The sequence below is a fragment of the Pseudomonas sp. B10 genome, assembly GCF_900156235.1.
Lineage (GTDB): Bacteria > Pseudomonadota > Gammaproteobacteria > Pseudomonadales > Pseudomonadaceae > Aquipseudomonas > Aquipseudomonas siliginis.
In genome coordinates this window covers 4,562,825-4,577,625 of sequence record NZ_LT707063.1, presented here as the reverse complement: position 1 = coordinate 4,577,625, position 14,801 = coordinate 4,562,825, and the positions used below count along the sequence as shown (strand labels likewise).

Here is a 14,801-nt window from a genome sequence, read left to right as displayed (position 1 = left end):
GCGAGCGATTGGCTACAGATTCTGGATAAATCGATTTTTCGGTCTATCGCCCCGGTGTTCACTGACGTTGATTTGTAGCTCCTTGATCCAACGTCTTACCTTGGCCGCTGCGTTTGCAGCGGCCTTTTTTATGGGCGGCTTGCGCGCGATGCACTTGGAGGTGGGAATCAGGGCCCAATGGCAGCCCTGTCGCCTGGAGGGAGGGCCTAAATCGAATACTTCTGCAAATTCGCCATCATTTCCTTCAATGCTTCAATATTGTCCTTCGGATGCGCCGCGCCTTCGAAATCACAAATCTGCTGCCAGTGCGCCGCCACATCCTCTGGCGAGAACCCTTCGCGCGGATCGAAGCCGGCACCGAGGCTGCGTTCCCAGCGCACCTTGCCCATCCAGCCGCCGCCGACTTCGAACAGGCCGGACGTTTCCTGGCATTGCTCGCTGGCCAGATACACCACCAGCGGGCTGACCAGTTCCGGCTTCAGTTGCTCGAATACTTGCGGCGGGATCAGGCCCTCGGTCATGCGCGTGCCGCCGGTCGGGGCGATGGCGTTGACCAGAATGTTGTTCTTGCGCCCTTCGATCGCCAGCGTTCGGGTCAACCCGTAAAGCCCGAGTTTGGCCATGCCGTAGTTGGACTGACCGAAATTGCCATAGATGCCTGAAGTCGATGCAGTGAAAATCACGCGACCGTAGTTTTGCTCGCGCAGATGCGGCCAGGCGGCCCGGGTAACCTTGTAGGCGCCTTCGACGTGGACGCGATAGACCAGATCCCAGTCGGCGTCGTCCATCTTGTGAAATGACTTGTCGCGCAGGATCCCGGCATTGTTGACCACCACGTCGACGCGGCCGAAGGCATCGAGGGCGTTCTGTACCAGTTTGTCGCCGTCAGTGACCGAGTCGTGGTTGGCTTCGGCAATACCGCCGGCCTCGCGGATTTGCGCCACTACGCGGTCGGCAGCCGAAGCGTTGGCGCCCTCGCCCTGTGTCGAGCCACCGAGATCGTTGACCAGCACTTTGGCGCCCTGTCTGGCGAACAGCAGAGCATGCGCACGACCGAGGCCGCCACCGGCGCCGGTGACAATCACGACTTTATCTTCGAAACGCACAGGTTCATTCATCGCGGCAACTCCAGCAGGCCAAGGGATATTGCCCCGAGTGTCAGGCACGGCGCTTTGGGTCACAACGAACACGGCTGCGGCTGAATGGTGCGCGATAAGGCTGAGGGATGATCGAGTGTCAGGACGCCGAGAGCCCGTGCTCTCGGCGAGAATCAGGAGTACGCCACTTTGCGCGGAGGCAATACCAGACGATCGCGGAACGCCAGATAGTGCTTGAGCACCAGCGCCGGCGCCTCGGTTTGCGGATAGTGGCCGATGCCGGGTAAGAGCACGGTGTCTGCATCAGGGATCAGTGCGCGATATCGCTCGACCATGTGCACGCCGGAGATCGGGTCAAATGCGCCATCGATCACCCGCAAGGGAATTTCACCCTGCTGCATGGCCGTCACCCAGCGCTCACGTTGCACCCGGCGCTCGGGGATGTAAGTGATCAATTTATGCAGGATGCGCGGGCCATGGTTGCTGTCGACCAGACTCCAGTAATCATCCAGTTCGCTTTCAGTCGGCTGGGTCTGCGGGCCGAAGATCTGCCGGAAACCTTTGACCAACGCCTCACGACTGAATGCGCGACCAAGCAGCCAGCCAATCGGACTGAGCAGCAGTTTCTGCATCAGCAGCGGACGATGGGTTTCCGGAAACAGACCGCCATTAAGGAATACGCAACTGGCCACTTCAATGCGCTTTTCGTAGTGCCGAGCGAGCAGCTCCTGAGCAACGCTGTCGCCGTAGTCGTGGGCGAGGATGTGCACGGCTTGTTCAACCTGCAGATGGGCGAGCAGTGCCTGTTGCAGATCGGCCTGTTCCAGCAGGCTGTAGGTGTGATTGCGCGGTTTTGCCGAATCGCCGAAACCGAGCATATCGCAGGCAATCACCTGATAACGCTGGGCCAGTGGTTGCCACAGGTAATGCCAATCCCAACTGGCAGTAGGGAAACCGTGAATCAGCAGCAACGGTTCACCCTGCCCGACTGTCCAGTAGCGGATCGACTGACCACGAAAGACAAAAGTCCGGCTGCGCTTGCGCCAGACACACAAAGGAATCTCGGCAAGTGGCATTAGAATTTATACCCCGGATCCTGCAGGTCGAGTTTGCGCAACAGCGCCGGCCACGCCAGCGCGCCGCCCATGCCCTGCGCGCTCTTGGTGACGCCGGCAATCATCGCCTTGGCGCCGGCGAGAATCTGCGGTTCGATGGCGATCAGTTCGGTCCCTCCAGTCTGCGCCATGACCTGAATGTCGCAGGCACGCTGGAAGGTGAACATCATCAGAAAAGTGTCGGCGATAGTCCCGCCGCAGGTGAGCAGACCGTGGTTGTGCAGCATGAGGAAACTGTTGTCGCCGAGATCGGCTTGCAGGCGCGCCTTTTCTTCATGATTCAGGGCCACGCCCTCGTAGGCGTGATAGGCCAGGCTCGATAACACAAACAGTGACTGTTGACTGATCGGCAAAACCCCCTGCCTTTGCGCCGACACCGCAACGCCTGACGCGGTGTGCGTATGCAGCACACAAACCACATCGTGGCGCACCTCGTGGACGGCGCTGTGAATGGTATAGCCGGCGGGGTTGATTTCGTAGGGGCTGTCCATGAGTTTGTTGCCGGCCTGATCGACTTTCACCAGGCTTGAGGCGGTAATCTCGTGGAACATCAGGCCAAACGGATTGATCAGGAAATCTTCGGTGCCGGGCACCTTGGCCGAGATATGCGTGAAGATCAGATCGTCCCAGCCGTGCAGCGCGACCAGACGGTAACAGGCGGCAAGATCAACGCGGGTCTGCCACTCGGCAGCGCTGACCTTATCTTTGACATTCGGCGACGATTGGACGGGGGCTACGCTCACTGTATGCACCTCTGCGTTCTTCTTGTTCTGCTCGTGTCAGCAGTCTAGTCAGGCGCAGGGCATCGCGTAGTTGCATTGGCAGCCAGCTTGATGACTGAACGAGTCAGCCGGGCAAACAGCCTGGATCCGTTGCAATGCAACAACGCTTATAAGGTGCAGCGATTATTGCCCGCAATCAGCCCTTGAGCGCTTCGATCAACTGCGCCAGCCACGGCTCGGCATCGGTTTCCGGCGTGACGCTTTCGCTGGCGTCGATGCGCAACATTTCCTGAACCTCGTTTACGCCCAGTTCGGCAAACAGTTCGCGCATCTGCTCGCCACCGCCGCAGAAGGTGTCGCCGTAGCTGGCGTCACCGAGGGCAATCACCGCGCCGGGCAGGCCCCGCAACGAAGCAGGCAACTGATCGCGCAGGGTCGAATACAACGGTTGCAGGTTGTCTGGCAGCTCGCCCATGCCAGTGGTCGAAGTGACGGCCAAAAGAGCCTCAGGAGCGAACGCCTGAATATCGGCCAGCGCGGCCCGCGAGTTGTAGAAGGTTTCAAAGCCGGCGGCTTTCAGCAGGTTCTGGGCGTGGCGGGCGACTTCTTCGGCGGTGCCGTAGACCGAACCTGAGAGGATGGCGACTTTCATCAATCTGATCCTGGAACTGAAAAAAAAGAGCCGCGATAGTAACAGCCCATGCCGCGAAGTTGCGATTGGCTCTCAATGCAAGCGGATGGCCTATAGACAGTCCGCGGCTTTCTTCTAGAATGCCTGCCACTGACATAACGGAAGGGATTCTCGGATGATCAACGCCAGCCTGCTGCAAATGGTGATCAATGCGTCGAATGACGGAATCGTGGTCGCTGAAAAGGAAGGCGAGCAGGACAACATCCTTATTTACGTCAACCCTGCCTTCGAGCGCATGACCGGTTATAGCAGTGAGGAAATCCTCTACCAGGACTGTCGTTTTTTGCAGGCTGGAGACCGTGATCAACCAAGTCTGCAACTGATTCGCGAGACATTGCGTGAAGGCGGTTCCTGCCGGGAAATCCTGCGCAACTATCGCAAGGATGGCACGCCGTTCTGGAACGAATTGTCATTGTCGACGATAAAAAATGCCGATGACGGGCAGACCTATTTCATCGGTGTGCAGAAAGATGTGACGGTTCAGGTCAAGGCGCAGCAGCGGGTTGCGCAGCTCGAAGCTCAAGTGGCGGCGCTGCAAAGCGAGCTGGCGGCACTCAAAGCGACGAACGGCGCAAACAAAACCGCGAACTGACGGTCATTAACTACAATCACCAATGACTTTGTAACTATTCACTTCGAGTTAGCCATGCAGCGCGACGCCCTCCTCACCCAGGACGAGCTGGATTTCATCCAGACAATGCAGCACAACCCGCAACTGAACGTGCGGGATGCGACGTCGAGTCTGCTGGTTAATGGTGGTTCGCAGATCCGTGACCTGCTGACACGTCTGGCTGCTCACGAGCAAGTGACGATCCAGGCCAACTTCGAAAATCAGCAGATGACCTTCCCGCTGCATCTGGTGGAAGACGAGTTCCACGCGCTGCATCTGCGTCTCGGCGTGCCGAGCATCTATGAAGACGGCCCGATGGTGCGGCCGTGGCGCCTGGTATTGGAAGAGCCGGTGGCATTGGAAAACGCCAAAGGCCAGCCCGGCACGCTGTGGGTACACGAGGTGTCGCACAAAGGTGTGTTGCTGGAAGTACGCAACAAGACCAAACCACCGAAACATTTCGCCCTGTGGTTCAGCCCTTCCGGTTATGAGCGCATCTCGTTGCGCGGCCATTTCGAGCGTGAAACCGAGCAAGGTTTCTTCGCCTACGAACTGAGCCAGACCGATGCCGACGAAACCGAGCGCTTGCGCCAGTTCATCCTGCAACAGCATCGCCTGACCCACCCCGCCCTGCACGCCTGAGTCTCAGGTATCCAGCTTGCCCGCCATGAATTGCTTCATGCGTTGACGCATTGTTGCGCCCTCATTCCCCAGGCATGCCACCGATGAACCGGCCAGGCTGTCTTCGGCCAGTTCCGAGGCATCGCCGGCCAACATCAATTGGCAATCGAGGCTCAGTGCCAGACGATTCAGGCGCCGGGGCAGCTCTGGACCGGGGGCATGATTGGAAAACAACACAAGTGCGTCAGGCTTGACCTTTTCGCAGACCAGCGTCAATTCATCGAAAGGCTGGCCCGTGGTCAGCACCCGCACGCCAGAATCGTTGCCACTGAGAAACAACGCCGCGACCAGCAACTCAAGCTCTCTGCACTGCCCCGCGAGCGCGCTGACAATCACCCGGCGCGGTTGCGCACCCCGCAACATGACAATGCGCTGCAGTACACGCACCCTGAGAAACCCGTCGAGAAACAACCATTCGCTGGTTTGCCCGAAAGCGTCCTGGCGCTGCAGCAGTTGACGCCACAACGGCATCAGAATGGCTTCGAACACCACCGGCAGCGCGTACGACGAGAAAATCTGCCCGTAGACGCGATCCAGCTGCTGATCGTCGAACGCACTGACCGCCTGCTGAACCTGCTCCTGCCATTGCTTGTAATCGGCCTGCACATGGTCATCGGGGATAAAGTTTGCCAGCACCTTCAGAGGCTCTGTTTTCGCCAGGATCTTGCCGACTTTGCTCACGGCCACGCCGCGATCGATCCAGTCGACAATGCTGCGCACGCGCTCGATATCGTTCATGGAATACAAACGATGCCCGCTTTCGGTGCGCGTCGGCTGGATGAGTCCGTAACGGCGCTCCCAGGCACGCAGGGTCACCGGGTTGACGCCAGTCAGGCGCGCCACTTCGCGGATGGGAAACAGCTCTTCGCGCTCGAGCGTGCCGAGTGCTGTCGAAGCCGGGCGAGGGTCCGTGATTACAGGCATCTGGCGGTCAACTTCCATGTCGGTTCATTGGATCCCATTTTAAACATGATGGACTGGAAACCTTCAAGTAGTGATCTACGACGAATGTGGCTGGTTTAATCGACAAAATCAGGAATAATCCTTGCTTGCTGCAAAGCGCAGGTCTCTACCCCGGCCTGCGTCAGGCGAAGCTCTTACCCGGAGTGACGCACTCGAAATACGGAGATACAAAATGTCTACTTCCCCCGTTACGTTGATGGTAGCGCGTCGCGTCGCTGATGGCCGCTATCACGATCTCATTGCATGGTTGCGCGAAGGCGAGCAACTGGCCACCGACTTCCCCGGCTACCTCGGCTCCGGCGTCCTCGCGCCACCGCCCGGTGACAACGAATTCCAGATTATCTTTCGCTTTGTCGATGAGCAGACGCTGCATGCTTGGGAATATTCGGCGTCGCGTACCGCCTGGCTGAACCGCGGCAGCGATCTTTTCGAACATCCCAAAGAGCATCGGGTCAGCGGCATTGAAGGCTGGTTTGGTGCTGCCGGCCAACGCCCGCCGCGCTGGAAACAGGCCGTGGCGATCTGGCTGGCGTTTTTTCCGGTGTCGCTGATATTCAATTTTGCCCTCGGCCCGCTGCTCGCTGAGCTGAGCCTGTTGCCGCGCATCTTGATCGGCACGGCGTGCCTGACGCCGCTGATGGTGTATTTCTTCATCCCGTTGTCGACGCGTCTGCTGGCGAACTGGTTGAATGGCACTCCGACGCGGCCATTGGCTGGCGCACCGTCGGCGCAGAATCGCTGATCTGCAGCGGGCGGCGAGCCTGTTATAGTTTTCGCTTCAACCGCGATGCGAGCCGCCCATGCCAGATTCCGCAGCCCCGATCCTCATCACCGGCGCCGGCCAGCGTGTCGGTTTGCACTGCGCGCAGCGCTTGATCGAGGATGGTCACCCGCTGATTTTCACTTACCGCACCGAGCGACCGGGCGTACAGGCCCTTCGCGATCTTGGCGCGACAGCGCTGTTCGCGGATTTTTCCAGTGAGGCCGGGATTCTTGCCTTCATCGACGCGCTGAAAGCCCACACCGACAGTTTGCGCGCGATCGTGCACAACGCCTCCGAATGGCTGGCGGAAACCCAGGGCAGCGAAGCACAAGCCTTCAATCGCATGTTCAACATTCACATGCTCGCGCCTTACCTGATCAACCTGCACTGCGCCGGTTTGCTGCAACGCTCTACCCCAGCCGACATCATCCACATCAGCGACGACGTCACCCGCAAGGGCAGCAGCAAGCACATCGGTTATTGCGCCAGCAAGGCCGGGCTCGACAGTCTGACCCTGTCGTTTGCCGCGCGCTTTGCGCCCGCCATCAAGGTCAACGGCATCGCCCCGGCGCTGTTATTGTTCAACCCCGACGATGACGCGGCGTACCGCGCCAAGGCACTGGCCAAGTCCGCCTTGGGTATTGAGCCGGGCAGCGAGGTGATCTACCAGAGCCTGCGCTATCTGCTCGACAATCCCTATGTCACTGGCACGACCCTGACCGTCAACGGCGGCCGGCACGTCAAATAGGCCGTCCCGCTTCGGCCGCGAGTCGAGTAAGATCCACCAGAACGCCTGCAATAGACTGGACGGAGCAAATCAATGCCACAACTTCAACCGGGAATGGCGCGCATCCGGGTCAAGGATCTGCGCCTGCGCACCTTTATCGGCATCAACGAGGACGAAATCCTCAACAAGCAGGATGTGCTGATCAACCTGACCATTCTTTACGCGGCTCAGGAAGCGGTGCGTGACAACGACATCGACCACGCGCTGAATTACCGCACCATCACCAAAGCGATCATCGCCCACGTCGAAGGCAACCGCTTCGCCCTGCTCGAACGCCTGACGCAAGAATTGCTCGATCTGGTGATGACCAATGCATCGGTGCTGTACGCCGAAGTCGAAGTCGACAAACCCCACGCGCTGCGTTTCGCCGAGTCGGTATCGATTACGCTCGCAGCGAGCCGCTAGCTTCAAGCCTCAAGCCGCAAGCTGTAAACTTTGCTCACAGACACCCATCTTGCAGCTTGAAGCTTGCCGCTTGAAGCTGTCTCGAAGAGACCCCCCATGACTGATCAACAACGCCTGGAACTCGAAGCCGCCGCCTTTCGCCGACTGGTCGCCCACCTCGACAGCCGCAAGGACGTGCAGAACATCGACCTGATGAACCTTGCCGGGTTCTGCCGCAACTGCCTGTCGAAGTGGTACAAGGCCGAAGCCGACCAACGCCAGATCGAGGTCAGCCTCGATGACGCCCGCGAAGTGGTGTACGGCATGCCCTACGCCGAGTGGAAAGCCCAATACCAGCAAGAAGCCAGCGCCGAGCAGCAAGCAGCGTTTGCCAAAGGAAAACCCCAATGACTGATTTGAACACCCTGCGCGCCAGCTTCAAGAGTGGCGAGCATGCTTTCGCCGACACCCTGGCGTTCATCGCCGCCGGTTACGACTACCAGCCGCAAGCATTCAACAACGGCGGCGTGGAAAACGCTGCCGGACAGAACGAAGGCTCGTGCAAGACACTGGGCCTGGCATTGCTTGAGGGTCTGAGTGATGAAGAAGCGCTGCTGGCGTTCGGCGAGCATTACCGTTCGGTGCTGGCGACGCCTGAGGGCAGCGATCACGGCAATATCCGCGCGTTGATCAAGCACGGCCTGGCCGGGGTGAAATTCAGCGCCGAACCCCTGAACCGCCGCTGATCCCAACAGCCACACATGCCCCCTGTGGGAGCGAGCCTGCTCGCGAAGACGGACTGACATTCAACGTTGTTGTCGACTGATACACCGCTTCGCGAGCAGGCTCGCTCCCACACTGGATGCGTGGCGACTGCGAATCTCGAGCACAAAAAAACCGGCCAATCTGGCCGGTTTTTTGTGCCCTGCGGTCTTAGAACGTGGCGTTCTGCAAGCCGTCCAGGTAACGCTCGGTGTCCAGTGCCGCCATGCAACCGGCGCCGGCCGAGGTGATGGCCTGACGGTAAACGTGGTCAGCCACGTCACCGGCAGCGAAGATGCCTTCTACGCTGGTGGCAGTCGCATTGCCTTCACGGCCGCCCTGCACAACCAGGTAACCGTCTTTCAGCGTCAACTGGCCTTCGAACAGCGAAGTGTTCGGGGTGTGGCCGATGGCGATGAACACGCCGTCGACTTTGATTTCGTCGAAGCTGCCATCGTTGTTGCGCAGGCGCGCACCGGTCACGCCCATGTTGTCGCCGAGGACTTCGTCCAGGTTGGCGTTCAACTTGAGAATGATCTTGCCTTCAGCCACACGAGCGTTGAGCTTGTCGATCAGGATCTTCTCGGCGCGGAAGGTTTCGCGACGGTGGATCAGAGTCACGGTGCTGGCGATGTTGGCCAGGTACAGCGCTTCTTCGACAGCGGTGTTGCCACCGCCAACCACGGCGACCGGCTTGTTGCGGTAGAAGAAACCGTCGCAGGTTGCGCAGGCCGACACGCCTTTGCCCATGAACGCTTCTTCCGACGGCAGACCCAGGTAGCGGGCGCTGGCACCGGTGGCGATGATCAGCGCATCGCAGGTATAGACGGCGCTGTCGCCGGTCAGGGTGTAAGGCTTGGCTGCGAAGTCCACGGCGTTGATGTGATCAAACACGATCTCGGTTTCAAAACGCTCGGCGTGCTCGCGCATGCGCTCCATCAGCACCGGGCCGGTCAGGCCATGAACATCACCCGGCCAGTTGTCGACTTCGGTGGTGGTGGTCAGTTGACCGCCGGCCTGCATGCCGGTGATCAGCAGTGGCTTGAGGTTGGCGCGTGCTGCGTAGACCGCAGCGCTGTAGCCGGCGGGGCCGGAACCGAGAATGATCACTCGCGAATGACGGACTTCAGACATGAATCTGCTCCTGTTGGCCGGCCATGAAAAATCTGGCACGGACGCCGGACGGCCGGCGGAATAAAAAAGGACCGTGGACACCTTGGGGAAGGCTTGAACTCGACAGTCCTGTAAAAAGTTGGGTGCAGCGTATCGAGGGGGGCAAGATTAAGGAAATACGGTTTAACAATCCAGCTCATAGGTGGTCTCTATGCCGAGACGCTGACGAGATAGACCTCTTTGTTACAGTGAATGTCGATTGCTCTGCCGCGCTTTCGCCGCTGGGGCAAAGCCGGTAACGTCGGCGCGTTTTCCCTTGCTTCGGAGCACCTTATGCCCGCCCCTGTTCTGTCCGGCCCGCAATACCTGCGCGAAGGCCTCAAACTGGTCCTGAGCCCTGGCCTGCGCCTGTTCGTGTTGTTGCCGCTGGCAATCAACCTGGTGCTGTTCGTCGGATTGATCTATCTGGCCGGCCACCAGTTCAGCCTGTGGGTCGATACGCTGATGCCGTCGTTGCCTGAATGGCTGAGTTTCCTCAGCTATATCCTCTGGCCGTTGTTCGTGGTCCTCGTGGCCTTGATGGTGTTTTTCACCTTCACCATGCTCGCCAACATCATTGCCGCACCGTTCAACGGCTTCCTCGCGGAGAAAGTCGAAGTGGTGGTGCGCGGTACCGATGATTTCCCGGCGTTCAGTTGGGGCGAACTGATCGCGATGATCCCGCGCACCCTTTCCCGGGAAATGCGCAAGCTCGGCTACTTCCTGCCGCGCGCCATCGGCCTGTTCATCCTGTCGTTCATCCCGGTGGTGAATATCGTCGCCGCGCCGTTATGGCTGCTGTTCGGCGTGTGGATGATGGCCATCCAGTACATCGACTACCCGGCGGACAACCACAAGCTGGGCTGGAACGAGATGCTCGCCTGGCTGCGGCAGAAGCGCTGGCAGAGCATGAGTTTTGGCGGGATCGTCTATCTGGTGTTGCTGATTCCGGTGGTCAACATCCTGATGATGCCGGCGGCGGTAGCCGGGGCGACGTTGTTCTGGGTGCGTGAACGTGGTGCCGAAAATCTGGTGATCCAGCACTGACCGCGTCACAAATCCATCATCCAAATGTCACAACGTCGACATGGCCTCAGCCGACACTGAGGTCATGACGACAGCTCTACATATCACCCTCATCAGCGAAACCTTCCCACCGGAAATCAACGGCGTGGCCAATACCCTTGGCCGCTTGTGCGAGGGTTTGCGCGCACGTGGGCATCAGGTGGAGCTGGTGCGCCCGCGCCAGGCCACCGATCCGCAACGCAGCGAAGACGATGCGCTGTTGCTGTGTCGCGGATGGCCGCTGCCGGGCTATCCGGGACTGCAATGGGGCCAGTCGTCGATGCATAAACTGCTGCGGCGCTGGAAACGCCAGCGCCCGGATGTGCTGTACATCGCCACGGAAGGCCCGCTCGGGTTGTCGGCACTGCGCGCCGCACGGCGCCTGGGGATTGCGGTGGTGAGCGGTTTTCACACCAACTTCCAGCAATACACCAGCCAGTACGGCCTCGGTCTGCTGACGCGCATGCTCACTCATTACCTGCGCTGGTTTCACAATCGTTCGGCAATGACTTTGGTGCCGAGCGTCAGTCAGCGCCTGGAACTGGAGCGACGGCATTTCGAGCGGCTGGCGTTGTTGTCGCGGGGTGTGGACAGCCAGTTGTTTCATCCAAGCAAACGGCAGAGCGCGTTGCGTGAGCAATGGGGGCTCTCTGATACGGATATCGCGGTCATCCACGTAGGAAGGCTCGCCCCGGAGAAAAATCTGGGCCTGCTCAAACGCTGCTTTGAAAGCCTGCAGCAGACTTATCCACAACGCCATCTGAAGCTGATCGTGGTCGGAGATGGCCCGCAGCGTTCGGTGCTGGAAAAAGAACTGCCGGAGGCAATCTTCTGCGGCGCGCAGCGGGGAGAACCACTGGCGGCGCACTACGCCTCAGGAGATCTGTTTGTATTTCCCAGCCTGACCGAAACCTTCGGCAATGTGGTGCTGGAAGCCCTGGCTTCGGGACTTGGCGTTGTTGCCTATGACCAGGCAGCCGCGGCGCAGCATATTCGCCATGGCTACAACGGCGTGTCAGCCATGCCCGGCGATGAGCAGGCGTTTTGCGAAGCGGCGGCGTGGTTGCTGGAGGAAGATGAACGGTTGCGTTGTGTGCGACTGAATGCGCGGCAGCATGGCAGTCGCCAGGGCTGGGCGGCGATCATCGAGCAGTTCGAGGGGTATTTGCGGGGGGCTTGTGCGGGGGAGCTGGTGGTGCCTGGGGCGCAGACACAACCTTAGATTTTCGGCGACATAGAAACAGCTTTCGCGAGCAGGCTCGCTCCCACATGGGTACTGCATTCTTTCAGATGGAATGCGGTCGAAGGTGGGAGCGAGCCTGCTCGCGAATGGTTCGAACTGGCGCCGCTTAGACCAAGGTCATCAACGCCTCACGACTAAACGGCAGAATGTCCTGCTCACGCCCTTCACGGACTTTCTGCGCCCAGTCCGGATCGACCAGCAGCGCGCGGCCCACCGCTACCAGGTCGAACTCTTCTTTGTTCAGACGCTCCAGCAGGTCTTCCAGGCTGGCCGGTTGCGCGACCTTGTCGGTGTTGACCATGAACTGCAGGAACTCGCCGTCCAGGCCGACGCTGCCCACGGTGATGGTCGGTTTGCCAGTCAGCTTGCGGGTCCAGCCAGCAAGGTTCAGATCCGAACCGTCGAACTCCGGCTCCCAGAAGCGTCGGGTCGAGCAGTGGAAAATGTCCACGCCAGCGTCGGACAGCGGCTTGAGAAATTCGCCCAGCGCTTCGGGAGTTTGCACCAGACGCGCGGTGTAATCCTGCTGCTTCCATTGCGAGAAGCGGAAGATGATCGGGAAACCCTCACCGACGGCTGCGCGCACCGCTTGAATCAATTCGATGGCGAAACGCGAACGGTTGGCCAGGCTGCCACCATATTCGTCAGTGCGCTGGTTGCTGCCTTCCCAGAAGAACTGGTCGATCAGATAACCGTGGGCGCCATGGATTTCCACACCGTCCATGCCGATGCTTTGCGCATCTTTGGCAGCCTGGGCAAACGCGGCGATCACGTCCTGGATGTCCTGCTTGGTCATGCCGTGCACCACGACCTGACCGTCCTTGAGTTTCTCCGATGGACCGTAGCCCGGCACGCTGGCGTCCGGCTCGGTGCCGAGGCGACGTACGCTGCCGACGTGCCACAGTTGCGGAACGATCTTGCCGCCCTCGGCGTGCACGGCGTCGACAACTTTTTTCCAGCCAGCCAGCGGCGCGTCACCGAAAAATTGCGGCACGTTTGGATAGCCATTGGACGCGATGTGGCCGACGGTGGTGCCTTCGGTGATGATCAGACCAACCCCGGCGGCCGCACGACGGCGATAGTACTCAATGACCTTGGAATTCGGCACACCGCCCGGCGAAAACGAACGGGTCATTGGCGCCATGACCACGCGGGTCGGCAGTTCGAGGGCACCGAGAAGGAACGGTTTGAACAGGGCTTTAACGGGCATCGAGAGGCTCCACGAAAACATTGGCGACAGATATTGATCGATATGACGGCGATAATATCCACCACATCCTTCGCGTGACAGCACTATTGATCAGAGTGATTAAGGGTCAAAAGGCAGGCAAAAAAATCGCAGCTCAATGCTGCGATTTTCTGATTCAGGCTAAGGCTTTTTCGATCGCGGCAATCACTGTCGGATCATCCGGCGCGGTGCGCGGCGAGAACCGCGCCAGCACCCGGCCGTCCTTGCCGAGCAGAAACTTTTCGAAGTTCCAGGTGATGTCACCGGGAAATTCGGCGCCCTCGCCCGCCAGCAGGCGATACAACTGATGCCGCTCGTGGCCGTTGACTTCGAGCTTGCTCGACAACGGAAAGGTCACGCCATAGTTGAGGCTGCAGAACTCCTGGATCTCTTTCTCCGAGCCTGGCTCCTGGCCGGCAAACTGGTTGCACGGGAGGCCCAGCACAGCAAAGCCTTTATCTTTGTATTGCTGGTAGAGGTTTTCCAGTGCCGCGTACTGAGGGGTCAAGCCGCATTTGGAGGCCACGTTGACCACCAGCACGACTTGGCCCTTGAACGGCGCCAGCGGTAGCTCCTGACCATCCAGGGCGGTCAACTTAAGGTCGTGAAAAGCACTCATGCCGAACTCCAGGATTCTCGTGTTCTACTCGAAACAGCCACTTGGCGAGGCCACCAAGGACAGCCGCGGACTAAAAAGGCGCCCACAGGCGCCTCTCCAGTACTCGAAGCTTAGCGCAGAAAATCAGTGGTGATGGCCACCTTCGCCATGGACGTGACCATGAGCGATTTCTTCCTGGCTGGCGTCACGGATATCAACGATCTTCACTTCGAAGTTCAGGCGCTGACCGGCCAGAGGGTGGTTGCCATCAACGGTGACGTCGTCGCCGTCCAGATCACGGATGGTGACGATCTGCATCTGGCCGTCCGGCGCCGAAGCGTGGAACTGCATGCCGACTTCCAGCTCGTCAACGCCTTCGAACATGCTGCGGCTCAGGGTGCTGACCAGTTCAGCGGCGTATTCACCGTAAGCGTCTTCCGGCTCAACGGCTACTTTCAGCTCGTCGCCGACAGCTTTGCCTTCCAGGGCTTTTTCCAGGCCCGGGATGATGTTGCCTGCGCCTTGCAGGTAAACCAGCGGAGCGCCGCCGGCGGAGCTGTCGATGACCTCACCAGCGTCGTTGGTCAGGGTATAGTCGATGGAGACAGCCTTATTGGCGGCGATCAGCATGGGGCGAGACCTTTTGCATAAGAATATAGAAAGGCCAAGTTTAGCGAAGCAATCGCGTGAAAGCGACCACAACCCGGACAAACGGGTTTCGACCATCACCGGCTTCCATCAGGACGAAGAAGGCCATTGGGTGGTCGAGCTTTCCTGTGGCCACACCCAGCACCTGCGCCACCAGCCGCCGTGGCAAACCCGCGCCTGGGTTCTGGATCCGGCGCAACGTATTGAAAAAACAGGTCAACCCTTTGCCTGCGGTTGGTGTGCACAAGGCTCGGTTAGCGCTAACCTTGGCGACTGAATTTCGGTAGTCGGC

At 59.5% G+C, this 14,801-nt stretch carries 19 protein-coding genes; 10 read left to right on the top strand and 9 right to left on the bottom strand.

From position 1 onward, the window contains the following. Positions 1-206: 206 nt before the first annotated feature. The 4 genes from BXA01_RS20755 to BXA01_RS20740 all read right to left on the bottom strand — a co-directional run bounded on the left by BXA01_RS20755 (position 207) and on the right by BXA01_RS20740 (position 3,586). On the bottom strand, positions 207-1,118 hold the full coding sequence (locus BXA01_RS20755) for an SDR family oxidoreductase (protein ID WP_041478004.1): 912 nt from the start codon (positions 1,116-1,118) through the stop codon (positions 207-209). 152 nt (positions 1,119-1,270) lie between these two features. Further along, the gene (locus BXA01_RS20750) at positions 1,271-2,173 is read right to left on the bottom strand and encodes an alpha/beta fold hydrolase (RefSeq protein WP_076565895.1); all 903 of its coding nucleotides are present in this window, start codon (positions 2,171-2,173) and stop codon (positions 1,271-1,273) included. Beyond that, positions 2,173-2,955: a class II aldolase/adducin family protein gene (locus tag BXA01_RS20745; protein WP_076565893.1), complete on the bottom strand. Its 783-nt coding sequence runs from the start codon at positions 2,953-2,955 to the stop codon at positions 2,173-2,175. Before BXA01_RS20745 ends, BXA01_RS20750 begins: the two co-directional genes overlap by 1 nt. 175 nt (positions 2,956-3,130) lie before the next feature. Next, positions 3,131-3,586 (bottom strand): flavodoxin, encoded by a 456-nt coding sequence (locus BXA01_RS20740; RefSeq protein WP_056782981.1) that lies wholly within the window; start codon positions 3,584-3,586, stop codon positions 3,131-3,133. Between the two features lie 154 nt (positions 3,587-3,740). Between BXA01_RS20740 and BXA01_RS20735 the strand changes: the two genes are divergently transcribed. Together BXA01_RS20735 and BXA01_RS20730 are read left to right on the top strand one after the other, a co-directional pair. Next, a complete protein-coding gene (locus tag BXA01_RS20735) occupies positions 3,741-4,217 on the top strand; it encodes a PAS domain-containing protein (RefSeq protein WP_024011640.1) in 477 nt (158 codons plus the stop codon). A gap of 54 nt (positions 4,218-4,271) precedes the next feature. Beyond that, complete coding sequence (locus BXA01_RS20730) at positions 4,272-4,877, top strand: hypothetical protein (RefSeq protein WP_024011639.1); 606 nt, start codon at positions 4,272-4,274, stop codon at positions 4,875-4,877. Between the two features lie 3 nt (positions 4,878-4,880). Here the strand turns inward: BXA01_RS20730 and BXA01_RS20725 are convergent, their stop codons facing one another. Continuing rightward, positions 4,881-5,840, bottom strand: a complete 960-nt coding sequence (locus tag BXA01_RS20725) for a MerR family transcriptional regulator (RefSeq protein ID WP_076567787.1) — start codon at positions 5,838-5,840, stop codon at positions 4,881-4,883. A 211-nt stretch (positions 5,841-6,051) separates the two neighbouring features. Between BXA01_RS20725 and BXA01_RS20720 the strand changes: the two genes are divergently transcribed. From BXA01_RS20720 to BXA01_RS20700, 5 genes are all read left to right on the top strand, one after another. Beyond that, entirely contained in the window at positions 6,052-6,621 is a 570-nt protein-coding gene (locus BXA01_RS20720) for an antibiotic biosynthesis monooxygenase (protein WP_076565891.1), read from the top strand. A 58-nt stretch (positions 6,622-6,679) separates the two neighbouring features. After that, positions 6,680-7,390: a dihydromonapterin reductase gene (gene folM, locus BXA01_RS20715; RefSeq protein WP_076565889.1), complete on the top strand. Its 711-nt coding sequence runs from the start codon at positions 6,680-6,682 to the stop codon at positions 7,388-7,390. A gap of 72 nt (positions 7,391-7,462) precedes the next feature. Next, positions 7,463-7,834: a dihydroneopterin triphosphate 2'-epimerase gene (gene folX, locus BXA01_RS20710; RefSeq protein ID WP_016771653.1), complete on the top strand. Its 372-nt coding sequence runs from the start codon at positions 7,463-7,465 to the stop codon at positions 7,832-7,834. A 96-nt stretch (positions 7,835-7,930) separates the two neighbouring features. After that, on the top strand, positions 7,931-8,224 hold the full coding sequence (locus BXA01_RS20705; protein ID WP_076565887.1) for a DUF1244 domain-containing protein: 294 nt from the start codon (positions 7,931-7,933) through the stop codon (positions 8,222-8,224). Then, the gene (locus BXA01_RS20700) at positions 8,221-8,559 is read left to right on the top strand and encodes a HopJ type III effector protein (protein WP_076565885.1); all 339 of its coding nucleotides are present in this window, start codon (positions 8,221-8,223) and stop codon (positions 8,557-8,559) included. Before BXA01_RS20705 ends, BXA01_RS20700 begins: the two co-directional genes overlap by 4 nt. Positions 8,560-8,746: 187 nt before the next feature. Here BXA01_RS20700 and trxB read toward each other — a convergent pair whose 3' ends face one another. After that, on the bottom strand, positions 8,747-9,709 hold the full coding sequence (trxB, locus tag BXA01_RS20695; RefSeq protein WP_016771656.1) for a thioredoxin-disulfide reductase: 963 nt from the start codon (positions 9,707-9,709) through the stop codon (positions 8,747-8,749). Between the two features lie 312 nt (positions 9,710-10,021). On the opposite strand from trxB, the gene cysZ reads away from it, so the two are divergent. Further along, entirely contained in the window at positions 10,022-10,774 is a 753-nt protein-coding gene (gene cysZ / locus BXA01_RS20685) for a sulfate transporter CysZ (protein WP_038861129.1), read from the top strand. A 40-nt stretch (positions 10,775-10,814) separates the two neighbouring features. Beyond that, a complete protein-coding gene (locus BXA01_RS20680; RefSeq protein WP_076565883.1) occupies positions 10,815-12,014 on the top strand; it encodes a glycosyltransferase family 4 protein in 1,200 nt (399 codons plus the stop codon). Positions 12,015-12,141: 127 nt separating this feature from the next. Here BXA01_RS20680 and BXA01_RS20675 read toward each other — a convergent pair whose 3' ends face one another. From BXA01_RS20675 to BXA01_RS20665, 3 genes are all read right to left on the bottom strand, one after another. Further along, positions 12,142-13,245, bottom strand: a complete 1,104-nt coding sequence (locus tag BXA01_RS20675) for an NADH:flavin oxidoreductase (protein ID WP_076565881.1) — start codon at positions 13,243-13,245, stop codon at positions 12,142-12,144. Between the two features lie 154 nt (positions 13,246-13,399). After that, positions 13,400-13,882, bottom strand: coding sequence for a glutathione peroxidase (locus BXA01_RS20670; RefSeq protein ID WP_016771660.1), 483 nt, complete (start codon positions 13,880-13,882; stop codon positions 13,400-13,402). A 123-nt stretch (positions 13,883-14,005) separates the two neighbouring features. Further along, positions 14,006-14,491, bottom strand: coding sequence for an FKBP-type peptidyl-prolyl cis-trans isomerase (locus tag BXA01_RS20665; protein WP_016771661.1), 486 nt, complete (start codon positions 14,489-14,491; stop codon positions 14,006-14,008). On the opposite strand from BXA01_RS20665, the gene BXA01_RS20660 reads away from it, so the two are divergent. Beyond that, positions 14,460-14,786, top strand: coding sequence for a DUF3565 domain-containing protein (locus tag BXA01_RS20660; RefSeq protein WP_076565878.1), 327 nt, complete (start codon positions 14,460-14,462; stop codon positions 14,784-14,786). The two genes, BXA01_RS20665 and BXA01_RS20660, sit on opposite strands and share 32 nt — an antisense overlap. Positions 14,787-14,801 lie beyond the last annotated feature (15 nt).